The 23812-nt window shown below is 48.5% G+C and carries 22 protein-coding genes; all 22 read right to left on the reverse strand.

The features are described 5' to 3' along the window. Window positions 1-94: 94 nt before the first annotated feature. Window positions 95-3829: a DUF6701 domain-containing protein gene (locus L2713_RS04935; protein ID WP_248967147.1), complete on the reverse strand. Its 3735-nt coding sequence runs from the start codon at window positions 3827-3829 to the stop codon at window positions 95-97. Then, the gene (locus L2713_RS04940) at window positions 3819-4277 is read right to left on the reverse strand and encodes an MSHA biogenesis protein MshP (RefSeq protein ID WP_248967148.1); all 459 of its coding nucleotides are present in this window, start codon (window positions 4275-4277) and stop codon (window positions 3819-3821) included. The genes L2713_RS04935 and L2713_RS04940 overlap by 11 nt, the downstream gene beginning before the upstream one ends. Continuing rightward, a complete protein-coding gene (locus L2713_RS04945; RefSeq protein WP_248967149.1) occupies window positions 4267-5115 on the reverse strand; it encodes a PilW family protein in 849 nt (282 codons plus the stop codon). Before L2713_RS04945 ends, L2713_RS04940 begins: the two co-directional genes overlap by 11 nt. Then, a complete protein-coding gene (locus L2713_RS04950) occupies window positions 5115-5666 on the reverse strand; it encodes a prepilin-type N-terminal cleavage/methylation domain-containing protein (RefSeq protein ID WP_248967150.1) in 552 nt (183 codons plus the stop codon). Before L2713_RS04950 ends, L2713_RS04945 begins: the two co-directional genes overlap by 1 nt. Then, on the reverse strand, window positions 5656-6144 hold the full coding sequence (locus tag L2713_RS04955) for a prepilin-type N-terminal cleavage/methylation domain-containing protein (RefSeq protein WP_248967151.1): 489 nt from the start codon (window positions 6142-6144) through the stop codon (window positions 5656-5658). Before L2713_RS04955 ends, L2713_RS04950 begins: the two co-directional genes overlap by 11 nt. A 278-nt stretch (window positions 6145-6422) precedes the next feature. Next, window positions 6423-6938, reverse strand: a complete 516-nt coding sequence (locus L2713_RS04960) for a type II secretion system protein (RefSeq protein WP_248967152.1) — start codon at window positions 6936-6938, stop codon at window positions 6423-6425. A gap of 14 nt (window positions 6939-6952) precedes the next feature. Continuing rightward, on the reverse strand, window positions 6953-7471 hold the full coding sequence (locus L2713_RS04965; RefSeq protein WP_283105209.1) for a type II secretion system protein: 519 nt from the start codon (window positions 7469-7471) through the stop codon (window positions 6953-6955). A gap of 55 nt (window positions 7472-7526) precedes the next feature. Further along, on the reverse strand, window positions 7527-8144 hold the full coding sequence (locus tag L2713_RS04970; RefSeq protein WP_011624994.1) for a prepilin-type N-terminal cleavage/methylation domain-containing protein: 618 nt from the start codon (window positions 8142-8144) through the stop codon (window positions 7527-7529). 76 nt (window positions 8145-8220) lie between these two features. Then, window positions 8221-8715, reverse strand: coding sequence for an MSHA biogenesis protein MshF (locus L2713_RS04975; RefSeq protein ID WP_089066853.1), 495 nt, complete (start codon window positions 8713-8715; stop codon window positions 8221-8223). Between the two features lie 38 nt (window positions 8716-8753). Further along, the gene (locus tag L2713_RS04980; RefSeq protein WP_248967154.1) at window positions 8754-9974 is read right to left on the reverse strand and encodes a type II secretion system F family protein; all 1221 of its coding nucleotides are present in this window, start codon (window positions 9972-9974) and stop codon (window positions 8754-8756) included. Between the two features lie 2 nt (window positions 9975-9976). Then, a complete protein-coding gene (locus L2713_RS04985) occupies window positions 9977-11737 on the reverse strand; it encodes a GspE/PulE family protein (protein ID WP_011624214.1) in 1761 nt (586 codons plus the stop codon). After that, window positions 11734-13077, reverse strand: a complete 1344-nt coding sequence (locus L2713_RS04990; protein ID WP_248967155.1) for a tetratricopeptide repeat protein — start codon at window positions 13075-13077, stop codon at window positions 11734-11736. The genes L2713_RS04985 and L2713_RS04990 overlap by 4 nt, the downstream gene beginning before the upstream one ends. Beyond that, complete coding sequence (locus tag L2713_RS04995) at window positions 13074-14003, reverse strand: ExeA family protein (protein WP_248967156.1); 930 nt, start codon at window positions 14001-14003, stop codon at window positions 13074-13076. The genes L2713_RS04990 and L2713_RS04995 overlap by 4 nt, the downstream gene beginning before the upstream one ends. Window positions 14004-14009: 6 nt before the next feature. Then, window positions 14010-15695 (reverse strand): pilus (MSHA type) biogenesis protein MshL, encoded by a 1686-nt coding sequence (gene mshL, locus L2713_RS05000; RefSeq protein WP_109287503.1) that lies wholly within the window; start codon window positions 15693-15695, stop codon window positions 14010-14012. A 14-nt stretch (window positions 15696-15709) separates the two neighbouring features. Continuing rightward, window positions 15710-16027: an MSHA biogenesis protein MshK gene (locus L2713_RS05005; protein ID WP_011718433.1), complete on the reverse strand. Its 318-nt coding sequence runs from the start codon at window positions 16025-16027 to the stop codon at window positions 15710-15712. Continuing rightward, complete coding sequence (locus L2713_RS05010; protein ID WP_011718434.1) at window positions 16014-16664, reverse strand: MSHA biogenesis protein MshJ; 651 nt, start codon at window positions 16662-16664, stop codon at window positions 16014-16016. The genes L2713_RS05005 and L2713_RS05010 overlap by 14 nt, the downstream gene beginning before the upstream one ends. Then, window positions 16661-17263 carry a DUF2681 domain-containing protein gene (locus L2713_RS05015; protein WP_248967157.1) on the reverse strand — a complete coding sequence of 201 codons (603 nt, stop codon included), beginning with the start codon at window positions 17261-17263 and terminating at the stop codon, window positions 16661-16663. Before L2713_RS05015 ends, L2713_RS05010 begins: the two co-directional genes overlap by 4 nt. Next, entirely contained in the window at window positions 17260-18138 is an 879-nt protein-coding gene (locus L2713_RS05020; protein ID WP_011718436.1) for a hypothetical protein, read from the reverse strand. The genes L2713_RS05015 and L2713_RS05020 overlap by 4 nt, the downstream gene beginning before the upstream one ends. Window positions 18139-18376: 238 nt before the next feature. Then, entirely contained in the window at window positions 18377-20287 is a 1911-nt protein-coding gene (csrD, locus tag L2713_RS05025) for an RNase E specificity factor CsrD (RefSeq protein WP_248967158.1), read from the reverse strand. A 215-nt stretch (window positions 20288-20502) separates the two neighbouring features. Beyond that, window positions 20503-21747, reverse strand: coding sequence for a malic enzyme-like NAD(P)-binding protein (locus tag L2713_RS05030; RefSeq protein ID WP_248967159.1), 1245 nt, complete (start codon window positions 21745-21747; stop codon window positions 20503-20505). Between the two features lie 511 nt (window positions 21748-22258). After that, entirely contained in the window at window positions 22259-22471 is a 213-nt protein-coding gene (gene rpmE, locus L2713_RS05035) for a 50S ribosomal protein L31 (protein WP_011624224.1), read from the reverse strand. A 165-nt stretch (window positions 22472-22636) separates the two neighbouring features. Beyond that, window positions 22637-23791 (reverse strand): FimV/HubP family polar landmark protein, encoded by a 1155-nt coding sequence (locus tag L2713_RS05040; protein WP_248967160.1) that lies wholly within the window; start codon window positions 23789-23791, stop codon window positions 22637-22639. Window positions 23792-23812: the final 21 nt, after the last annotated feature.

The raw sequence follows: 23812 nt of genomic DNA on the forward strand, positions 1-23812 counted from the left end.
TATCACACTTTGCAACGTCACCTCAAAAACCATCTCCTCATGATCAATCACCAAAGTAGAAACCCAATTCAGCAAAATCAAATTGAAAACCGCTTTAATTGACCTCTCGCCAGTAGATGATTCTGTCATGACCACGGTAACGACCAAAAAATGCACTCGCACGGGGATCGGATAAGCTAGTTGGAGATACCCCATTCCAGTTCCAATACCATTCTAACCAAGTCGGTACATCTAAAGGCGCGGTCACTTGGCCGCGATATAAATTGCCACTTGAGGTGAGTGCTCGCCACAGCAAATCAAATTGCCCCGCTTGGAATGCGGATGTAGCGCCGGAGCGATTAATGCTCTGCCCTGTGGTCAAATCCGGATCAAAGTGATAACCCAGCCCTGCATTATCCACCTGCGACCCAAGGCCATAGGTAGCAATAGTGCAGCTATCATCGCCATTTAATACCCAATTAGTCCCATTCCAATATTCGGCTCGGGTCGGCATCCTAAGGATTTCAGTTTCTGGACCATAGGTATTGTCCATCACCACCCTGCCGTGGCGCAGGATCTGTGTGGAGATTTTCTTGGCATTACAGTTAGTGCAATTACCCGTGGTTGCTGCATTCATATCAGGCGATGCCACATAGCTGAAAAGTCCATTAGGCCGAGGATCGTTATCCATCAACTGCACACCAATATCGAGCAGCTCGAAGGGACCATCTTGATAGAGATTCGTCGTCACATTCGGAGTCACTCGGTTTAAATAAGCTCGGTAAGTGCCATCGACCGTCGCCACACCTTGATCCCAACTATCAGCCTTAATGTGTAAGGAACTTAAGCGACTCTGTAAGTCGATACCATTGTTATTGTTCTCCCCCACCAATTTGGCGGTCGCGAGGGAAAATGGCGGGAAATAGTTGTATGTTCTATCGCCGCCGATATTTAAGGCTGTGAGGCTCATCGACATAGGAAAGGGTTGATCCATATAGCTAAAACTGCCACAGGCAGGCACGACAGAAATATCGCCCACTAAAAATCTGTCGGGCACAAAGCGGCCAATATTGGCCGAATAGCCAATTGGAATATTTAAGCTGCTGGCCACCCCGAGATAATTAGGACTCGCCTGCGCCGCGATTTGGAATACCCCCACTTCGCTAATCGTCTGGTTGGTGATGCTATTAAGGTTATTGGCTTGGATAGCATGACTATAGGATGCCACGCCTAATGCGCCATCATGGCCGCCGCTAGCAATACTTGGCGCCACGACCTTACTGGTTAGCGTCATGGCTTGGTCACTAAAGTTAGGCGTAGGTAAGTTGCCCAAGCAAAAGTCCGTATCGCGGTCGTCTTCCCAAGCCATAGCTTGGACCGTCATACCAAAATTCTGCCCCGCTTTACGGTAGGCATTACAGCTCATATCCGCACTTGGGCAACTGGCGCTGGCGTCCACGTGTTTGACGCACAACCCCGCTGGCACACTAACAAATTGATCCGAGCCTGTCATCACCAGGCCTTGCTCGTTGCCACTGCCGATATATTGGGCATCGAGTTGTAACTTACCCGCATCGGGGTAATTCACTGAAATACTTGCCTGTCCGTTAGTATCAAACACCAGATTCAGCGCCGTAGGCGAGGCGCTTGAAGTGCCAATGGCCGTATTGTTGATGGTGACGGCTTTTGGCGAGATAGGCGCACTCGGAGTGTGATAACTGCTCCAGAAATTCAATGTCTTGGTCTGGCTCTGAAAGCTTGGAACACACTGCTGAGTCACATCGGACTTTTTCACCGCTTTAACTAACACTTGCTCGGGACGATTCGCACGCTTATCGGGCACATCGAAGACAAAACCACTGTCGGCGAAGGTAAGTGAACAGTTGTTTTCACTCAGGCCCCCATTCCCGATACGGCATAGGGTTTTACTTAAAGGTTTGGTTGTCGGGCTCGAACCTTTCACCCCCAAGGTCACAACGCCAGGGGTGTTACGTCTTAGCTGCAACTGAGTGCTGCCATTGCTAAAGCTCACCTGATTGCCGCCAATCCATATGCCTTCGGAGGCGGATTCGGGTAACAAGGTCGCCGCTAAAGGATCGGTAAAAAGCTGACTACAACTGGCGTTGGCACAGGCTCGAATCGTCACAGTTTCTGGGTTACAGGTTAATCCCTGCCCCGTATGGTCAAACTCAAAATGATCGATTTGCGCGCCAATTGGATTAGACCTCAAGGCACAAATTTGAACGTTATCAATTTCATGGTTGTTATTCGAGCCACCGGTTGACCCAGTAAGCGACAGCAAGAAATCACTCGGCGTCGCCGCTTGCCCCGTTTGCGCGATAGCATTAAAAGCAGGGATTAAGGTGACAAATCCCGACCCCGTATTACGCTCAATCTTCACCATCGACTGACCAGATACCTGCGAGTCGATAGTGATTTTATAGCGGTGCGCAGGCGAGACATTGTTGCCATCGACCGTGGGTGATAAACAGTTGCCACTGGTATTGCTGGTACCGTTATTACAGGTGCCCCGCAAATAGCGGTATCCCGAGGTGCCAGCACCAGAACCACGTACTGCAACCGACTGGCGGCGCTGGCCAATATTGTAACTACCGCCTTCGCCGGAGAAGTTACCAAATTCATCGATCCCGACACCTAACCAACCGCCAGCAAAACCATTGATACCGGGTTTAAATCCATAACCTAAAGGCCCACCAAAGGCGCCGGGCTGGGGGGTGATAGCAGCATCTGATAACACCAACGCGATACCGTCAGCACCATTGCCACCATAGGCATAGTGGTCAAATTGGATCTCGACTAAGTTATTGGCTGCGGGGAATAATCTTTGATAGGTCGAGGCCGTGGATTGATTGGATTTAGCCTCGGTTAAGCGCATACGACCACTGACAATGGCAGGAGTAAAAGTACCACTACTACGGGATACTACCCAGTCGTTACTTAAGGCACTCTGGGAGAAATTATCGTTAAAACACTGAAGCGGTGGCGCTCCTTCATTGATTTGACCATTCGAGTTGATCACTAAGTAGCGACTCGTCACTCGACCATTAATGACGGAACTATTATCTAGGGTGAGCGTGTCATCACTATACACCAACGCATTAACGAGCGATGAACCAGTTAAATGCACATTATCGTAGCCAATAATCAACGCATTGGCGTTATTCGCTTCGTTGAAAGCGGCACCATTAATGTTAAATTCCTGCCGAACGAAAATGCGCACATTGCCCTGCAAAACTACCTTGGCATTTTGATTTAAGGTAAAACTATTGATCCAATAGTCCCCTTCGGGCAGTACCAAGGTAGCGCCACCACCGACTGCAATAGAGTCAAATCGGTACTCATTGTAATTTGGCGATAACGTCAGAGTACAAGCAGAGTAGAGGGAAACATTAGAGTACTGATTATAGTACCCCGTACCTAAGGTAAGCTGCTGACCATTAGTACAATAACCTATGCTACCGCCGTAACCATTACTCCATTGGAAAACATTAGACCCAGTTAACTTTAATCCGCGAATATCACTTCCATCGACAGTACATCGACGAGTACCGCCCGCACCATCATCACAGGTGGTATTAGGAAGGCTGCCAGAATTCACAGAGCAATAATCCAGCCTGTCGCCACCCGTACCATTGATTATGCCGCTGTTATTGATCTTAAGCTGTGGAGAGGAGATCTGGTGGCACACATTCGAGTTATCCCCATGATGCCCCTGCGCAACATTAGGAAAAATGACGCTCTGGTCGATATTATCAAACGCATAGGTTGCGCCTGACACAGCTAACAGCGCGCTAGAGAGCACAATTCGATATAACCAGTTAATTGCCACGGGCTTCTACCTCGACTTGACGGCTCACGCGGGTATCCCCACTCTCACATACCGCTTTGCTATTTATCCGAAACTGAGTGACAGTACCGACGGAATAGGATGCACAACTTAAACTCACGCTACAGGCATGAAACCCCACCACATTGGGTGGCGTCCAAGAGCTTGCAACACTGGTACATGTCGCCGTCGCATTAACGGGGGCATTTAATGGGAATAATTGCGCCAGCGCCGCATCGGCACCGCTGTTCGCCGCCGCTAAGGCGCGAGTTCCCCACACTTCTTGAGTTAATCCGGTATCGGCATCTTCCACTATATTGATTAAGGCGGCGGCCAATAAAAACATCACGGTAATGACAAAAATACCGATGATTAAAGCGCTGCCACCTTGGCGGCGAGCCGCACACTGACGATATGCTGGGCGCGATAGGCTAAATAAGTTAGGGGACATTAATCACCTGCACTTGATGTCGATATTGAAATGTCTCGCCGTTGACATTAAATCGCGGTTGTAAATGCACCATAGCATTATTGACTAAACTCGATGGCGTTAATATCAGCGGTAAATCGGCACTGTCGTTCAATGCATTGGCCACATTCTGCGCCATTAACACTCCTGCGCTCATGCTGCTAGGCGTGGGTTGGCTGACATTCAACCCATAACCAGTATAACGCTTTAGGGTTAACTCATTGCTGGATGGTGATTTTTCAAAACAATAACTCACAGGGCTCGAACCAAAATAAACTCGCTGCCGCGGTGATGCTTCGGCAAATCTCACATTGGCAGTAAAGGTTAAGGTTACTTGGTTTGCGGCGCTGCTAATGCTGTTAATCTGCGCGCGTTTTAGCTTAGTGCTGTCATAGACATCACGGTCGGTTAAGGGATAAAGCCACACATACTGGTTAGCCACAATCTTGCTGGTCACATTATCTACAATCACAGTCCCCGTTAGGGCTGCAGCACTCGGCACAATCGGCATAGCTAAATAGGTGGTACTCGCCTCAATGGGGACAAACTCAACGCACTGATAGGTCAAGCCATTACCATTGAGCCGCACACTGTTAGGCACGGCGCTGCGCAGCTCACGGGTCATACGCTCGACAGCGAAACGACTCTGGCTTAGCACTTGATCAACCGAACTCGACTCCACAAAAATCCGCGTACCGAAAATAATAAAGCTACTCACGCCCACCACCAGAATCCCTAAGATAAGGATCACAGTGACCATTTCGACTAAGGTAAAACCCCGTAGGGAGCGCGCCATGCGCTTTGCGGATAACGCGACCATTAGTAATTGCTCCTCACCAGATTGTAAGTGATCACTTCGTTATCTGGGGTAGTCACATTAATGGTCACTAACTTGGTATTGGGTGCAGAACCATAGGCGACAGAGACACTTAATTGATAGTTCGGGTACGCCTGCGCATAAGTTTGACTGGAATTGAGCATAGTGGCATTTTGAGTTAAGCCGTGATAGTCATCCACATCGTTAAAATCGTTACGCCCTTCGCCAGCCTCAGGCCCTAATACGGTCGAGCAACTACTGCCTAATGGACTCCCGCAAGCAGGCACACCGCCATTGGCATTGGTATTTTGATCATAACGCTTACCCCAAATCTCATTCATCACCGAGTGGGCAAGTTCGGCACTCTTGACTCGATGCAAGGTCTTAACGGCGCGATCCGCCTGCGGAAATAACATGCTACTGAGCATCACGATAGCAATGGCAATGACTAACATGCCCACCACTAATTCGATTAAGGTAAACCCCTGTTGTTTAGCTTTTGAGGATGCTTTTACTGATGTGCTTATCGAAAACAGCCGAGGATTAATTCGCATAAATATAGCCCTCGCTGGAGATATTAATCGCCACAGTATCATTGGCAATCACATTGATACATGGCCCATTACACGCAAGCGATGCTCGACCATTGATATCAAAATCAAGGTAAAAGCTCTTGGCATTGTTACTGATAAGCACTAACTGCGAGCCACCTTGAAAAGCTTGGCTGGATAAAGGGTTAGGAGACAATGGCGAGCCCGTACAACCAGTGCTATCCCGACTGGCAAACTGACTCACTTGGTAACCCGTCGCCGACACGACAACGCGGTAACATCTATCGGTATTATTCAAGGCTTTTTGCTGAACCTGGCGCAGCTCGGCCATAAATTCATTGCGCAGACTAAAGGCGCTATAGGATGACTGGCTAAATAAGCGCGGCAATACCGTCACCGATAGTATCCCAATCAGGATAATAGTGGTCACGAGTTCGACTAAGGTAAACCCAAACTGTCTGCCGCTGGAAAATCTACGCATTGTCCGCTTTGCCGTGATGCTAGGTTCTAGGTTCTAGGTTCTAGGTTCTAGGTTCTAGGTTCTAGGTTCTAGGTTCTAGGTTCTAGGTTCTAGGTTCTAGGTTCTAGGTTCTAGGTTCTAGGTTCTAGGTTCAGTTTCTGCCAACTTGATTCGTAAGGCAAATATTTCGCCTAAACAAAAGAAATAATTAGCAAATTCATTTTATTACAGCCAACACTCCGATTGATTGCTGACCTAAAAAAAAGGCCTGCTAGGCAGGCCTTGTAATGGAACATTTTCTAACAGCCAGATACATCAGTATTAACAGTGATAGGACCGTATGCAGTCAGACCATTCACATACTGAACATAACAAGTGCCAGGATTATTGGCAGCTTTAGGGCTAACTTGTCCTTGAGGGTAAAAGTAAATACTCGTGCTTGCGCTATCCTCAAGATAAATCCACTCGCTTGATGTTCCACTAGCGGCAGCATTGATATCTAATGCGTTCTCAAGAGAGTCTGTCCATACTGGCGTTGCATGGCCGTAGTTAATCAAAACTGTTTTACCGGTTTCAACAGTTACTGTCGGAGGTGTTGCTGCCGTAGAAGCCACTGTATTATTGCCCGCAATTAACGATTTTGAGTTAATGAGGGTATCTGCACCTTTAATCGCAGCCTCCAATCCTTTCACAGTTGAAGCGCGTGCATCTGATTGTAGATTGATAAATTTAGGCGCTGCAGTAACAGCTAAAATACCTAAAATAATAATCACAACCACTAATTCGATTAATGTAAAACCACTCTGCTTTTTCATTCTCTAAGACTCCATTAACACGCAGTAGCTACAACGTTATACACTGGTAATGCAGTATTCGTTGCAGGTGTATATTCCAAACGACAAGCATCCGTATCTTTCTTGCCCTTAGGAACAATAATGAAAGATGTTGCACTCTTATAGACCACGCCAAAGTCATTCACTGTGCCCACAGTATCTGTAGCTAAGGCATCAAACTGCATGTCCAATGCTTTTTCAAGGTTAGCTTTCACAGCAGCAGAACTTGTTGCGCTGTTGAGATACCCATAATCTGTAGTGACCTTAACATTAGGAGTGACACTAGAATCAATTGTTACATCTTCGCCAGTCGCCTTTCCTAAACCTTGAATAGCTGCTTTCGAGTAGATCAATGTATTCGCGCCTTGTAAGGCCGCTTTCACACCCTCAACTGTCGATTTACGCGCATCTGACTGAAGATTAATAAACTTAGGCGCCGCTGTGACTGCAAGAATACCTAAGATAATGATCACTACGACTAACTCAATTAAGGTAAAACCTTGTTGTCTTTTCATCATTAACTACCTATGTAATAACAATTCGAAATACTGGAACTTCACGCCAATACTATTAAGGCGTAAATGGTGTTTGAGTGAAACTTAATACTTTGCCCGTACCTGGGTTATACACCACCCCTTTTGCACCCGCAGTCGATAAATCTGGCGCTGGCGTCGGTACACCTGTGGTTTGGTTTAGCACCAGTGAAGCCACTTGGTGATATACACATAGATCTAAACCGCTTACGGATGTGCCATTAATCGCATTTGAGCTTCCGCCCGCACCATCGATAACGCGCACTGTATAACGTTGATTGCGCGCATCTTGCGAATAAAGCACGTTACGCGGTGCACTTTGCAACACAGTATTAAATACCTGCTGGCAGCTTGCATCGGTCATCGCCGTCGCATCGGTACCAGAGGTGCCCGTTGGATAACCAAAACGCGGGTCGAGAGACACTGAGGTACCGTCTAAGATCACACTGCTATTTTGGCGACCATCGACTTCCCATTGTGAACGCACAAAACTCACTGCGGTGGATAAACCACCCGCGACTCCGTCCACACTGGCATCTTCAGCATCATCGGTGACATTTAAAAAACGAGGGATCGCGGTTGCGGCCAACAGACCCAAAATTACGATCACTATGACCAGTTCAATCAATGAAAAACCATCTTGCTTAGTCTTCATTCGTCTCTCCCTATCTTGATGAAAGTCCATTCTAACAGCTAAATCAGTTTAAAAAAGCCCGTTACTTAACAATATTTTACGGAAACGTCAAAAAAATGACCCTGCCAGAGTTGAGCTGATAGCCGATACTATCCCCATTTTGCGCGCGGTAACGGCAGCTATTATCCTTAGCAAAATACGAGCCGATAAGGGATTCGTCCCCCTGCTCCTGCCCCATTAATTGTTGCCACAATCGCTGACACGCTTGGTCATCCAACTGGCTAGGTTGTGGCCAACCCTGCGCATTCATCATCACAAAAGTTTGTTCGTTATTTGTGCTTTGTTCGCTAAACACTTCCCAATCTAGTCGCATTTGCGGCGGTTTGCCAAGGGACAACCATTGAGAACGCACCATAGCCAACACGTTTAAGAAGCGCGTATGCTCTAACTCCACATTGCGGGCGGCAAGTTGTGGCATAGTCGCAAAATATTTAAATCCAATCACCGCGAGAATAATCAAGATCAAGGTCAGGCTAACGAGCCGCCCATACACACGTAATAGATCGCTTTCGGCCTTCTGTTGGCTCTGCATCTATTTGATCCTAATTGAGTTAAATTCTCGATTCGGCATTATTTCCCGCCTTTGACTACGTTGAGCATGTCCCACATCGGTAGATAAATACCCAGCGCCAGCACCAATACAATCGCAGCCACTATTCCGATCAGAATCGGTTCTAACTTAGCAGTGAGATTTTTAAGATCGTAGTCGACCTCACCTTCGTAAAAATCGGCGGCATCATTTAATAGTTGGTCAATTTGTCCGGTTTCTTCGCCTACCGCGACCATTTGCAACACCAGTGGCGTAAACAATTTACTCTGGTTCGAAACCCTCAGCATAGATTCGCCAGACTCAATACCACGGCGCATCCCGACAATTTTGTCGTGCATATACGCATTATCCACCGCATCGGCCACCAGACTGAGCGCCTGCGTCATCGGCACACCCGCGCTCAACATCATCGAAAAACTGCGGCAATAACGGGAGAGGGTCGAGCGCTCAATAATCGAACCTACGGCGGGAATGTGTAACTTCCACTGGTCCCATTGTTTCTCGCCTTTTTCCGTATGGTGCCAGTAGCGGATCCCAATAACGGTTCCGAGCAGTATTATCAGCATCAGGGGCCAGTAGTTTACAAACAGGTTTGATGTGCCGATTAACACCTTAGTCGCCCAAGGCAAGTCGGCACCAAAGCGGGCAAACATCTCGGCGAATTTCGGGATCACCATGATATTTAAAATCACCATCGCCAGCGCGATAGCAATCAATACAAATATGGGATAACGCATCGCGGCTTTGATTCGGCGGCGAGTTTCCTGCTCACGCTCGATATAACCCGAGAGCTGAATAAAAGCGTCCTCTAACTTACCGGTGTTTTCCCCCACATGCACCATAGAAACAAACAGAGAATCAAACACATCTGGATGTTGGTTCATGGCCGATGACAGTGGGCGCCCCGCAGTTAACTGCTCTGAAATATCATTCAGCGCATCTTTCATTCGTTGGGAGTGGGCGGTTTCGGATAAGCCTGCAATGGCGCGCAGGATAGGGATCCCCGAGCGCGTTAACGAGTACATTTGCCGGGTAAAAATTTGTAATTCATCCAAGCCGACTTTGCGCTTAAACAACTGCGCCAAGGTAAAGGACTTAGCTTCTTTAGCGACTTTGACTTCTAACGGGATAATGCCGCGGGCTAACAACATATCGGCCGCCGCCCCCTCGGAGGCAGCATCGAGCTGACCCGTTACGGCCTGACCTTGTCCACTGCGTCCACGGTATTGATAAACCGGCATAATTACGCCTCAACGCCTTGCTGACTGATAATATCCCGCGAGAGTGGCACCTGTGACTCACTCACATCCTCAACAAGCTTAGCCACCTCTTCAATGGTCGTCATACCTTCGCTCAAATATTGCAGTGCCGACTCGGCGAGCGGGGTAAAGTTAGGGCTTTGCAGGGCTGCACGGGCAAAATCCTGTGGATTACCAGTACGCATCGCATCGATCATCTTTTCATCCAATTCGAGGATCTCAAAAATACCGATACGGCCGCGATAACCACTGCCGTTACAGCTTTGGCAGCCAGTACCAATGCGGAACTTGGCGGATGAAAAATCCTGACGACTCACACTATTCAACCAGGCTTTTTCCTGAGCCGTAGGTTGATATTCCACCCCACAGTTATGGCATACGCGGCGCACTAGGCGCTGGGCGATAATCACCCTTAGCGCACTCGCAACTAAGTAACTGGCCGCGCCCATATCAAGCAAACGTAGCGCGCTGGTCACCGCATCGTTAGTGTGCAATGTAGACAACACAAAGTGACCCGTAAGTGCGCCCCGAAGACCAATTTCCACCGTTTCTTGGTCACGCATCTCACCGACCATGATAATGTCCGGGTCTTGACGCAAAGTAGTGCGCAGCACGTTCGAAAAATCGAGTCCAATTTTATGGTTAACTTGAACTTGGTTGATCCTTGGCAATTGGTATTCGACCGGATCTTCTACCGTAATAATTTTGCGATCCGCAGTATTGAGCTCACTTAAGATGCCATACAAGGTGGTGGTTTTACCGCTACCCGTAGGCCCTGTTACCAGCAACATGCCGTGGGGACGTTTAATCTGCTTACGGATACGCGCCAAAATATGCGGCGGCATCCCTGTCTCATTTAAGGTCAACAAGCCTGCGGATTGGTCGAGTAGACGCATTACCACAGATTCGCCGTGGTAAATCGGCATAGTCGACATACGCACGTCAATCTTGTGGCCCTTAATTTCCATATGGAAACGTCCATCCTGCGGCAGACGTTTTTCAGAAATATCTAGCCCAGCCATAAGCTTAAGGCGCAAGACTAAGGCCGCCGCGATATTGACCTCATTTAGAATGGTCTCGTGTAACTGGCCATCGATACGTTGGCGGATCCGCAGAGCTTTTTCGCCAGGCTCAATATGAATATCCGAGGCACGCATTTGTACCGCGTCTTCAAAAATCGACTGCAGCAGCTTAACGACTGTGGTTTCATTATCGCTATCGCTTGAGGTCAGGCTCGCCAGATCAAACATTTGATCTGCAGCATATTCCTCTTCGAGCTTACCGGCGATTTGCGCGATTTGGTCGGTGCGACGATACAGGTTATCGAAGGCTTGCAGTAATTGCTGCTCGGGGGCGACCGCAACACTGAGCTTTTTCGGTGCGATTAAAATTTCTAAATGGTCGAGCGCCTGCAAGTCCGCCGGGTCGCTCATGGCCACTAATACCGTATCACCCCGATCTTCCACCGCGAGGGCGCGAAAACGCCGCGCTTGCACCTCGGGGATAAGGCTCACCACTTCGGCGGGGATGGGGCGTTTGCTGATATCCAGCAGCGGCAGATTGAGCTGCTGCGACAAAAATTGCAGTAGTTGGGTTTCGGTAATAGAGCGCAGCTCAATCAGGGTGCGGCCGAGCTTGTGCCCTGTCTTGCGCTGCTCTCCCAAAGCTTGTTGTAGCTGCTCTTCGGTAATAATCGATTCTTGAACTAACAGATCGCCCAAACGCATCTTTAATCTGGGTTTCATTGGCTATCTCCTAGTTGTTGTAAACGTTGTTCAATAAAAGCCGTGGCTTGGGTCGACAGGCCTGAATAACTTAAGGCGGTGCGATAGGCCTGACTGGCGGGGCCGAATTGCTGCTGTGAATCGAGGGCATAGGCTAATCCCATCCACCATTTTCCCTGCTGTGGCTCCTGCTGCAATAACTTGCGGTAAGCCTGCTCGACTAAAGGATATTGGCCTTGTTTTTGGGCCAAATCCGTTTGCGCTAACCACTTTTGCCTCGCCAAGCTATGGCTATCGGGGATTTGAGCAAGGCTAGCAAGAGCCGAATCTGTCTCACCCATAGCATGTTGCACCCTTGCCAATAGCAAAGCAAATTCAAACTCTTGCGGATAAAGCAATCGTCCCTGCGCCAACACTTCGGCTGCTTGCGCCAGCTCACCTTGACCATAATGCAGCGCCGCCAGTTGTTTGCGCGACTCATGCAAACTTGGATCGAGCTTGAGTGCTTTAGCGTAGTAATCCATCGCCTTAACCAGCTGCCCCTGCTTTTCGGCATCCGCCGCTAACACTAACTGCTTTTGCGCGAGTTGGCTTGGGGATAACTTCACTTCTCGAATCGCCATTTGCCCCGCAGACTGAGCCTGAGCCGCAGTTTGGCTCGAAGCCTGGGGCGAAGTTTGACTCGAAACCTGAGTCGCAGCAGGCGCGACTGACTCACTCGCCTTGGTCTCTGTTTGAGTTATTTTTACTTCGCTCTGATTTGCGTTAACGTCTGCTTGATTTGCTTTAACCGCAACCTGTTGTGACTCAGCCTGTGTTTGCGCCGACTCTTGGGTTAATGCAGCCTTGTTAGGCGTATTGCTTGAAGTGTTTGCCGCAATCGACACAGTTGTCTGTTCACTCATTGGCTCAACGGCCGCCGCGTTGACACGGGAAGATTGAGCCACACTTGGGGCAGATTCTGCTGACGCAGAGATCTCCTTTGCAGGAGCTGCTGTTGACGGCGGACTCACTTGCACCATCTCGGCAGTTGTCTCAGTTGGTGTCGTCGTTTCTGTTGATTTAGTCGTTTCTGTTTCCAGAGGACTCGTATCTGTCTTTGGGCTGGCGTTATCCGGCTCAGTTTGCGCACTCGCTACAGGATTTACACTGTCATCCGCGACGCTCTTTACGCCGTAACTCGCCTGAAAGGCATATACCGATAAGCCGCCCACTAGCAGCGACACTAAGCTGATTACTAACCATTTGCGTGATGGATTGGGGCGCCCTAAATACTGCGCCTGATGCACAGCGACATTGCTAAGGGAATGCCCCTGCTGGCGCTTGTCGAGATCCTGCAGCATCTTGTTGATCACACTCATGCTGCGCCTCCCCACAACTGTTGCAGGTTAACGCCAGAGAGCAGTAATGCCCCAATTGCCGCTGCACATGCTATCAGGGCGATCGCCATATACGCTGGCCACCTTTGTGAGCCGCGACTGGCATCTTCGGTATCCTGTATCGCGCCCTTGATATGTGCCATACGTACCTGAGTTGCGCCTTCGCCGAAACTGAGCATCAAGGCCTTATGGGCTAAAATATTGATCAATCTTGGAATACCACGTGATGCCTCGGCGATCTTACGGGTGAGTTTAGGGCCAAATAAGGCTTGTCCCGCATAGCCAGCTACCGCTAAGCGGTAACGAATGTAGGCATCGGTTTCATCCCAGGTTAACGGCCGCAGACTGTAGCTAAAGGTGATGCGCTGCCGCAGTTGTCTAAAGGCTTGACGCTTTAATCGCTCATCCAACTCGGGCTGACCAAAGAGCACCACTTGCAGCAGCTTACGGCTTTCGGTTTCAAGATTGGTAAACAGTCGCAGCGCTTCGAGGCTCTCATCGGGCAAGGCCTGCGCTTCGTCCAACACTAATACGATGGCGTGACCATGGGCACTTAAGGCGAGTAATTGCTGCTGGATAAGTCCGGTAAGTTGCTGCTGATCGATTTCGCTGGTGTATTTTAATCCAAGTTCATTGGCCACCGCCCAGCGCAGCTCGGCGGGGGTGAGATAAGGATTAGGAAGATATGCACAATGGAAGCCCTGCGGCAGCTCATTAATCAACTTACGGCAGATTAAGGTTTTGCCCGTGCCCACTTCGCCAGTGACTTTGATAAAACCCTCCCCGGTTTGTAGGGCGGTCTGCAACACTTGCAGCGCCTCTACGTGCGGGGATAACCCGAAAAAAAATCCGGTATTAGGTGTTAACGAAAATGGCGTTTGACTGAGTCCAAAGTGCTTCAAATACATGGAAGCTTACTTATTTTCTGGATACCAACGGTCGAGTAAGGTCTTAGAACGCTCCAACTCGTTTTTCCAAGTATCATTACCTACTACGGTAGGCTTTAACATAATAATCAGCTCGGTTTTCTTTTTCTGCTTGCTGCGGTTTTTAAATAATTCGCCGACGAGCGGAATATCACCGAGCAGGGGTACTTGAGAAACCACTTCGGTATTTTCGCTCTTCATCAAACCACCGATCACCACCACATCGCCTGAGGCTGCGCGGATAACGGTATCGGATTCACGGATCTCGCTCTGTGCCAACGGCAGTTCTAAGGATTCGCTGCTGACCTTAATGTCCTTGGTTTGTTCTTTTACATCAATAACGGAAGGATGCACATGGAGCAGCACATTGCCGTCTTTGTCGATTTGCGGCGTCACATCCAACGCGATGCCCGAGAAAAACGGCGTTAACTCAACCTGAGGCGTGGTTACAGGTGTAGTGCCCGCCACTGTGGTCGATGACACGTCGGTGACAAAGTACTCGTCGGTACCGACCTTAATCACCGCTTTTTGGTTGTTCGATGCCGTCACCCTTGGGCTAGACAGCACGTCCACATCGCCTTGGGTATCGAGCAGGCTAATCATGGTCTTGAAATCTGAACCTTTAATGCTCAAGGAAGTCACGCCACCGAGGGAGGCGGTGATTTTATCGCTCAAGCCTGCACCCCCAGAGGTGCCGAAATTAATATCAGTGTTACCAACATGGCCTAATACGTTATCCCATTGAATACCTTGCTGATAACCATCAGACAAAGTGACTTCGAGGATCTTCGCCTCGAGGATCACTTGGCGCTGCAGATGGCTCTCGGCGGAATTTAAAAAGGCACGTACCTGACGTAACTCATTAGGATAGGCACGAATAGTCACTAATCCCGCCTGTGGCGTCACCACCACCTGACGACCACCGCCAGTGTCACCAATAATGGCGCTCAAGGTTTCTTTCAATTCACCCCAAAAATCGGTCTTAGTGCGCGAACGAATAAAGGTGCCGTTAGTGCTATCGCTGCTGTTATTGTTGCCGTAATTACCGTTGTTGGAATTGTTATTGTTGCTGTTATTGCCAAAATTGCCGTTGTTCGAATTGTTGTTATTGGAGTTATTGTTATTAGAGTTGTTATTGTCGGAGATCCGGCCAGAACTCACAGAGGTCAGCGATAGACCATCGCGCTCCATGTATAAGTAATTTAATGGGAAAGTCTCAGTCCGCATGCCCGCAGGGAACACGCGCAGGATGCGCCCTTCACGGCTCACCTCATAACCATAAATATCTTCCACCACTTGAATGGCTTCACTCAGTGTCACACCTTTAAGTGACAATGAAATCGTGCCCTGCACATCGGGGTGCACAGCCACGCTAAAGGGAGTGCCCTGCACTAGGCTTGGGAAAAACACCCTCGCATCCACATCATGGGCAGACACATCGATACGACGCTCTGTTTCCATTGGCGGAGTTAACCCACCCATCATGGCATTGGCGTTCAGCTCACGCTGCACCGCATCGGGCATAGTGGCCGGTGGTGGAGGCGTTGGCTGACTCGCGGTTTGCATCGAGGTGGCCAGCGCTTCTTTTGAAGCAACGGGCTGCGGTCTATCCGTGGTTTGGCAGGCCATAAGGCAAAGTGAGAGTAGAGGCGTAATATATTTAATGGCTGTCATCTGAGTGTTATTCCCTATCTCTCTATTATTGCTTGAAATAATGCTAATTTCCGTCCGTCAGACAAGGAGACCGACGAGGGGGTGATACGCACCACTTTGACCCCTTGAATACTGTCTCCCACGGACACAATCTTATTGTTGATCACGGCATAGGCCGTGTTGCCCGAGCTGACAATGCTGTTAAGCACTAGGGCTTTGTTTTGGTTCTGAGTCACGGCGCCGGCGGCCGAGTAGCCTTTGCCGGGCAAGGTCGGATCCCTTAAGGTTTCGGCCGATACATGGGCAGACAACCCCAATAATGCAATGAAAATATAAGGCTTATTTAGCGACACTGATAAAGTCCTTATTGATACTCAAGGTATAAAGCTCAATATCGATTTTCCCCTTAGGGTATTCGGCTACTTTATAGTCGAGTCGTTTCCAGTAAAGTTTGTCGGGCATGGCCTCTACCGCTTCAACAAAGCGCAGCACAGAAAAATAATCCCCCTCCAAGCTCATGCGTATTCCATGGCTGTAGAGATTCAGCTTTTTCTCTTCACCCACGGCAAGGAGTGGCACGGGCGTAACCGAGGTAAACTTAAGTAATTTAATGCCTTGAACCTGTCCAAGCAGATTACCTAATAGCTCAGGCATATAATCGGCGGGCACCATGTCCACCATCTGCTCATTAAGCTGAGCATCAATCTCTTGATTCTGTTGCTGCAACAAGTTTAAACGCTGGCGATAGTCCTGATTAGGATCCATCGCCAGTCGCTGCTGATATAAATCAATCTGTTGCATCGAAATCTTGTTTTCTTGCTCTAACGCCTTCACTTGCTGCGCCGTCGAATGCTGTTGTTTCCACAGCGACTCGATAGGCATATAGGCCGACATGGCGACCAGCACTAACACGGCGAGAGCGATAAGTCCGCGCTCACGCTGGCTGAGAACATCAAACTTTTGCGCTAACTGTTCAAATCGGGCTTTCATCGCGCCTGCTCCTCTGGGGTCTCACTCGTCAGCGTGAAAGCCAGCGGTTTATCCTCACCGCGATCCATGGTCATAGACGAAAAAGCCTGACCTTTTAAGGTGTTCGTTGTTTTTAACTTGCCCACCCATTGCGGAATGCTCTGCGGATGATCGGCAAAGCCTTCAAACATAAAGTGCTGCTCGTTAATCACAATATGGTTCAGCCAAACACTCGCATCGGCCACCATTGCTAAATCCTTCAGCACGGGCGCAAAACCTCGACTGGTGAGGGATGAGCGCAGTGCCAGCTCATTCATCAATAATTGTTTTAACTCGAGCTGCTGCGACTCTAGCTCGACGCGCGCGACTAACTCAGCATCGGGTTTGCGGGCGGCGATTTGCGTTTCCAGTTCCGCTTTTTGCTGATCGAATTGTTGTTTTTGCGCCGAGGCTTGGCTTAGCGCCCGCTGAGACTCGGCCAATTGCCAATAGCTAAAGGCCGCAAGTGTGGCGCAGACCAGTACCAAGCCTAGGGTATAACTCATTAATTTCGAAAAGGTTAGGCTCTGCTTTGGGGGTAATAATGCCGCAGAATATAGATTGACTCTCGATTTTATCACTCGGCACCTCGTGAAAGTTCACTAAAGGCTAATCCCGCCATGCTCGCGCCCACGGCACGCTTATTAACGACATTAACGGCTTGGTTAAAGTTAGCCGATACCAACTTAGCCAAAGCATCCACTGCGCCGTCGGCAAATAATTCAATTGAGGCGACTGGAGGCTGACGCAATTGGCTTTCAAAGTAATCCATAGAACGCTGAATTTCTAGGCTTAAGTTATCCGCCAGTCCGTAGTTAAGCTCATCCACTTCGGCCTTATCCAGCTCGGTAAAACCGCGCACTCGACGCTGCATATACAGCTGACCTTGCTTGACCACAGTCAGCAACAACTCTTGGCCTGTATGATGGCTCACGACTAATCTCGCCTGATTATCCTCATCAAACAGGTTAGTCATGGCTAATTCTTCGATGCTAATGCCTAGCACACTTAAACCTTGATCGCTGATGGCCTGCACCATAGCGCGCAACTTTTCTTTATCCACCACAACCACACTGAGCTTATTGCTCGGCAGGGGCGACTCAAAGTAATCCAAGTGAATTTGCGGCACAGGGATATTAACCATGTCTTTGATAGACCAGAGTAAAGCTTGGGATAATTCGTCACTATCGACATTCGGTTTGTCGGCCACGAGCAACTGATAGCGGCCACTACCGAGGACTATTTGCAAAGAGGCGTGGGGAAAGGCATTGGCAAGTTCGGCGAAGGCCTGTTGCCACAGATCCTGTTGCAGCTCATAGGAAACCCATTGTTCTGCAAGACTTTCAGTCGCGGGAGCATAGACCCACAGCTTATCGGCACAGACATAAACACCGAGCGCCGAGCCAGCCTGTTTGGCTCGCCAAAAGGCTAACCGAGCAAAAAGTCCTTTATCCATAAAAATGCCTGTCTTCCGATAAAGTTAAAGCTTGAGTCATAAGAGCGCGAATAACAAACGTCCAAAACTGAAATAAGGATAAAGCGCATCACCTATAAAATGTGAAACCCATCATATCCAGCGTCATAATTTTGGCACAGGCTAGTTTAGCCGCTAATCAGTGAATTATATAGAGAAATCCGACATTTCGGCCCTATTCTTCCACAGTGATCACATACGCAGAGGAAAAAATTCCCCGCTATTGCACCTCAATCGGCTCACTAAAATACATGCCCTGCGCCATACCCACACCGAGAATTTGTAGTGTTTGCCATTCTTCAAACACTTCAATCCCCTCAGCACAGACTTGCACTTCGGTGCGATATAAGCCACCGATAAGGCTCCGAATAAATAATTGATTTTCTGGACGTAAATGAATATGACGCACAATCGACCTATGCAGTTTAATCATGTCGAAATGGCACTCGCGAATATAGTAAGTACCCACCACCTGCTGACCCACATGGTCGACACACAGTCGCGCGCCCATCTTACGGATCATATCCAGCTTAGGCATAAGCTTATCTTGGTGTTGGATAACGATATCCTCGGACACCTCAAAAATCAGTTGCGGCGTCAGGTGACGATATTCGAGCAGAGTGGTTTTAAGCCACTGGGTAAAGGCGCGGCTCATTAAGGTATCCAGGCTCAGGTTCACACTATAGACTTGATTATTATGTTTCTCCTGCGCCAACAAACCTAATACTCGCTCAATCATCTGCCGCTCAATCTGGGGCATCAAACCGCATTTGTTTGCCATAGGAATGAAGAGCGTCGCCCGCACTAACGCGCCCTGATTATCCCGCGCCCGGGTAAAGATTTCTTTGTGATGCTCAACGCCGTCTGAATCCATCACTGGCTGACTAAAGGGATAAAAACGTCGCTGGACTAAGGCATTCTCTAGGAAGCTGCGCCAACGCACCGAGCCTTTAGCAAACTCCTCATCAATCGCGCCCTTGTCGTACATAAACCAATTACTGTTACCTTGTAATTGCGCGGCGCGTAATGCCATATCGGCCTCATCGAGCAACTGATTAACATTATCCCCGGCGGTAAAGTAAGCGCAGCCTAAATGATAAAAGTTATCTTGATTCTCCACATCGTCGGGCAAAGGTTGGCTCAAACAGACTTTGAGTAATTTACTGGCAAGCTGATCGGCCTCAATCAAAGACACATGGGGTACGACTATCGCAAATTGATTATGGGAGCGGCGTGCAAAGATACTGTTGGGTAAGGTCTGCAAAATAGAATTAATGCTGTTGACTGTCGCATGGAGCAACTCTTTAACTGCGCTCTCACCTTTGGCCTGTTGCAATAAATCGAGGTCGTCCATCTCCAACAGATAAATCACCCCGTGGGCCACCATGCCTTGGTCATGACTCAAGGCGTCGAGGCGGTTGTTTAAAAACAACCGATTACCGATACGGGTTTGCGCATCTAAAAAAGTGTTGGAGCGAATAAACTTATCGAAACGGCCGCGCTCTTTATGGGCGTCCTGCAACTCTTCGAGCAGTTTAGTTAAGGCTCGGTTGATGAGCCTAGGTTTACCATTGCCCGGCGTTGCGAGTGCTTGCTCGTGTTTGCCTTGCAAAATCAGTCGGCTACGCTGGGCAAGCTCTTCAATCCCATCTAACTGCTGCGAAAACCACACATGGCCAAAACGCACCAGTGCAATCACCGCCAGTAAGCCTACACCTAAAATAAGCAGTTCATACCAACTGACGCTGTAATGCTCGAAGGGTTGTGGCAGCGTGAGGGTCATATTCAATCCCGACTGGGGATCGAGCAAATGGGTATAGACCATGGCATTTTGCGTTTGCACGTTGCCCTGATAGGCGAAGAGCACTTCGCTCTTCATGGTCAAACGGAATTCGACGGCGTTGTACGCCAGCAGCATAGGCGGCAACCAAGACTCTAACTCCCAATCGGGCTGAGTTTGGTAATGTTCAATCAGCAGGGATTCCAGCTCAGTCACTTTTTGCTGTTGAAACTTATAGGTCAACTGCACAAAGCTCATCATGGCGCTGAGTAAAAAGACAAAGGCGATAGCGGCCAAGGACATTAACCAAAAACTGGTTAATTTTGTAGTTAACATTCGAGTGAATTTCATCGAGCCGCTATCCTGCAGGATTATTATAATTATCGGTGCACTCTTAACACGAGTTAAACAAATGCTACTCAAGATTATTCAGTAGCATAAGCCAAAAGGCAACCAAGGATTGCTTTTCAACGCCGCGCAAAGCATTCACATGGCAGAATTTTTATCCCGAGTAAAAACAAAAAAGAGGCTAATTAGCCTCTTTTGGGTTTTAGTCGAACTCGCTCTTAATCGGCGTAGTGTGGCAGCGTAGTGATTGCCGCAACACCCGAATCAATCGCAGCCTGCGCGACCGCGCGGGCAACGCGAGGTAATAAACGTGGGTCCATAGGTTTTGGTAGCACATATTCAGGGCCAAAACTTAATGAACTCACCTTTGGATAAGCCTTAAGCACGCTCGCTGGGACTTCTTCTTTGGCTAAGCCAGCAATCGCATGTACAGCAGCCACTTTCATTTCATCGTTAATGCACGATGCACGCACATCCAAGGCACCACGGAAAATGAATGGGAAACACAGAACGTTGTTCACTTGGTTTGGATAATCACTGCGACCAGTACCCATGATTAAATCGCTGCGCGTCGCGTGGGCAAGCTCTGGTTTGATTTCAGGATCTGGGTTTGAACAGGCAAAAATCACTGGTTTATCCGCCATCATGGCCACTTCTTCAGCGCCAATCACGTTCGGGCCAGATAAACCTAAGAATACGTCGGCACCTTTAATCACATCTTGCAAAGTGCGCTTGTCGGTATCGTTTGCAAACAAGGCTTTGTATTCATTCAGATCGGTACGACCTGTATGGATAACACCTTTGGTATCTAACATGTAGATGTTGGCACGGTTTGCACCACATTTTACCAGCATGGTCATACAGGCGATCGCAGCAGCGCCAGCACCCATACATACAAAGGTCGCATCGCTGATCAGTTTGCCTTGGATTTCTAAGGCGTTGATCATACCCGCAGCCGTCACAATCGCAGTGCCGTGCTGGTCATCATGGAACACAGGCACATTACAACGCTCAATTAATTCGCGCTCGATAACAAAGCACTCTGGCGCCTTGATGTCTTCGAGGTTAATACCACCAAAGGTGCCAGCGATAGCCGCAACAGTGTTAATAAACTCTTCAGTGGTGTTGTGGGTCACTTCGATATCGGTCGAGTCGATATTCGCAAAGTGTTTAAACAACAGAGCCTTACCTTCCATCACCGGTTTTGACGCTAATGGGCCTAAGTTACCTAAACCCAGAATCGCCGTGCCGTTGGTGATAACAGCGACAGTGTTACCTTTGTTGGTGTAACGATAGGCATTGTCAGGATCAGCAGCAATTTCACGTACCGGTTCAGCAACACCTGGGCTGTAGGCTAGCGCGAGGTCATGGCTGGTTTCAGCAGGTTTAGTGAGGCAGACTGCGGTTTTACCGGGAACGGGGAATTCATGATAATCGAGTGCTTGTTGACGAATATCTGACATTTTAACATCCTGAAATGCGACATTTATAAGTATGGAAGTAAGGCCGACCAACCCAAAATCACCTCATTTACGGGCGATTTAAACAGTGTGGCAGGTCGGGGTAAGATACGCCAATTGGGTTAATTTTTAAATAAGATATTGAGAAATTTCGCCTTTGCGACAGATTTATCTCTCTAAGCCAAGTTTTATAAACTTATCTCTGCCAATAAAGGATGATTATCTGTTTAAATTTGTAGGAAACAAACGAACATAACCCGCTAAAGCAATGAAAAAACGCCTGATAAAGCAAGAAATGTTGATTAAATTACAATAGAGATAGCTAACTGCGTTATCTTATAGTTAATTGCTATAAATAAGTCGATTTAGGCGGCTTTAGCCTACTATTAAGTGACTTTGATGCTTTTTTAAGTGAAGTCGTACCAGAAAGGCAGAAGAGTAGCGATTTTGTGCCAGAAGGCCAGAAAGCAAAAAGGCGCCATATGCGCCTTTTTTAGAAACATTGCTAACGCAATTATTTCTTGCCAAGCATACCGAAACGCTTGTTGAACTTGTCGATACGACCGCCTGTATCAACAACTTTTTGTGTACCTGTGTAGAATGGGTGACATGCACCACAAACGTCTAAGTGCAGGTCTTTACCAGCAGTAGAGTTTACTTTGATTACGTTGCCACAAGTACAGTTTGCAGTGATTACTGCATATTCTGGGTGGATACCTGGTTTCATTGGGATTACCTCAAATGTAAGGCCATGTCGCTCTTCCAACCCGAAGTCGGACACCACATGCAGTTAATAACGATATGTTAGGGCGCAGAATAATACAGTACCACCTACGCGGATACAAGTAGATTATCTGAGCATTTTCACGATAATCTACTTGCTCTCGAACATTTATCTGCCTGCCTCTCTATCTTCGAAACTTGTCTTAGCCGCCTGCGCTTCGGGATAACGGGCAAGTATCTCTGCCGATGGACAATAAAGCGTGGCGTCTTTCTTCAGCGCGTTAATTCGATTCTTTGAAAATGCCTTAGGGTTAGCATCGTGGATCGCCAGCATGGCACCATAGACACTCACTTTCCATTCAGGGGCATAGCGATTGGCAATGCGCCATAGGGTCTCGTTGTGATAATCCAACAGACACTCACCCGAATTTGTTGACTGAGCATTTGTTGAACTTACCGTCTTAACCTCGGTTGCAGTTGCTTCGCCAGCCTTAACTTCGGGCGCATCAATCGCAGTCTTGCTCTTATCCACTCTTGGCAGATCAGCAGACGCTTGTGCAACCGCCGGCTCACTCGCGACTTCTGGTGTCGACGGCTCAGGTGTAGACATCTCAGCTTTAGCAGCTTCAGTTTTAGATGGCTCAGATTTATCCACTTCTGCTTTAGCAGATGCCACTACCGACGAACTCGAGGTGGAGGATGCTTTCACATCAGACTTATCCTCAGGGAAGGTAAATCCAGAGGCGCGAGGCGCAGCGGCAACTTCTGTCGTCACCGCAGCCACAACAACGGAAGTAACGGGCGCAACATCAGCTTCAGCGGTGACTAAATTAACCTCTTGCACAACCTTAGTTGATTTAACTGGGGTTTTGTCACTTTTAGCAGAGCTTGCCACCCGCTGACGGGTCTCGGCTGTGGCCGCTTTACTCGATTTCACAACCGCCGTTTTTGCTTGCGACACTGAAGACGCCGCAGAGGAAGCAGTATCAAACAGCGGCAGGTTTTTCACTTCATACCAACGATCGACACGGTATTCGCGTACCAACAGCCGAGCTTTAGGATCCGTTACATCTTCCACGCCCGTCAGCAAAACCAAGAAACGGTTAAGCTGCTCGGCCATGAGTTTTTCTTCACCACCGGACTGCTGCACCGCAAATTCGAGCCGAGTCATATCCTGATTATCAGTGATCACATTGACGCGCATTTTGGGGTAAGCGCCCAAATCAAACATGCGGCTATTGATACTCACATGGGAAACTTGCGCCTGTACACAAGCGCTACACACTAAGGCGAATAGTCCTAATGATTTCGCTATTTTAGTCATTTACTTACTCTCAACTATCCT

It is taken from the genome of Shewanella seohaensis, assembly GCF_023283775.1.
Taxonomy (GTDB): Bacteria; Pseudomonadota; Gammaproteobacteria; order Enterobacterales; family Shewanellaceae; genus Shewanella; species Shewanella seohaensis.

What these genes read in the sequence shown, in the direction of transcription:
- mshL (WP_109287503.1), bottom strand. Translation starts at nt 15,695, where the DNA reads ATGACAGCCATTAAATATATTACGCCTCTACTCTCACTTTGCCTTATG.
- L2713_RS04945 (WP_248967149.1), bottom strand. Translation starts at nt 5,115, where the DNA reads ATGGTCGCGTTATCCGCAAAGCGCATGGCGCGCTCCCTACGGGGTTTT.
- L2713_RS05010 (WP_011718434.1), bottom strand. Translation starts at nt 16,664, where the DNA reads ATGAAAGCCCGATTTGAACAGTTAGCGCAAAAGTTTGATGTTCTCAGC.
- L2713_RS04990 (WP_248967155.1), bottom strand. Translation starts at nt 13,077, where the DNA reads ATGAGTGTGATCAACAAGATGCTGCAGGATCTCGACAAGCGCCAGCAG.
- L2713_RS04955 (WP_248967151.1), bottom strand. Translation starts at nt 6,144, where the DNA reads ATGCGTAGATTTTCCAGCGGCAGACAGTTTGGGTTTACCTTAGTCGAA.
- L2713_RS05040 (WP_248967160.1), bottom strand. Translation starts at nt 23,791, where the DNA reads ATGACTAAAATAGCGAAATCATTAGGACTATTCGCCTTAGTGTGTAGC.
- L2713_RS04960 (WP_248967152.1), bottom strand. Translation starts at nt 6,938, where the DNA reads ATGAAAAAGCAGAGTGGTTTTACATTAATCGAATTAGTGGTTGTGATT.
- L2713_RS04985 (WP_011624214.1), bottom strand. Translation starts at nt 11,737, where the DNA reads ATGAAACCCAGATTAAAGATGCGTTTGGGCGATCTGTTAGTTCAAGAA.
- L2713_RS04995 (WP_248967156.1), bottom strand. Translation starts at nt 14,003, where the DNA reads ATGTATTTGAAGCACTTTGGACTCAGTCAAACGCCATTTTCGTTAACA.
- L2713_RS04950 (WP_248967150.1), bottom strand. Translation starts at nt 5,666, where the DNA reads ATGCGAATTAATCCTCGGCTGTTTTCGATAAGCACATCAGTAAAAGCA.
- L2713_RS04970 (WP_011624994.1), bottom strand. Translation starts at nt 8,144, where the DNA reads ATGAAGACTAAGCAAGATGGTTTTTCATTGATTGAACTGGTCATAGTG.
- L2713_RS04940 (WP_248967148.1), bottom strand. Translation starts at nt 4,277, where the DNA reads ATGTCCCCTAACTTATTTAGCCTATCGCGCCCAGCATATCGTCAGTGT.
- csrD (WP_248967158.1), bottom strand. Translation starts at nt 20,287, where the DNA reads ATGAAATTCACTCGAATGTTAACTACAAAATTAACCAGTTTTTGGTTA.
- L2713_RS05030 (WP_248967159.1), bottom strand. Translation starts at nt 21,747, where the DNA reads ATGTCAGATATTCGTCAACAAGCACTCGATTATCATGAATTCCCCGTT.
- rpmE (WP_011624224.1), bottom strand. Translation starts at nt 22,471, where the DNA reads ATGAAACCAGGTATCCACCCAGAATATGCAGTAATCACTGCAAACTGT.
- L2713_RS04980 (WP_248967154.1), bottom strand. Translation starts at nt 9,974, where the DNA reads ATGCCGGTTTATCAATACCGTGGACGCAGTGGACAAGGTCAGGCCGTA.
- L2713_RS05020 (WP_011718436.1), bottom strand. Translation starts at nt 18,138, where the DNA reads ATGGATAAAGGACTTTTTGCTCGGTTAGCCTTTTGGCGAGCCAAACAG.
- L2713_RS04975 (WP_089066853.1), bottom strand. Translation starts at nt 8,715, where the DNA reads ATGCAGAGCCAACAGAAGGCCGAAAGCGATCTATTACGTGTGTATGGG.
- L2713_RS04965 (WP_283105209.1), bottom strand. Translation starts at nt 7,471, where the DNA reads ATGAAAAGACAACAAGGTTTTACCTTAATTGAGTTAGTCGTAGTGATC.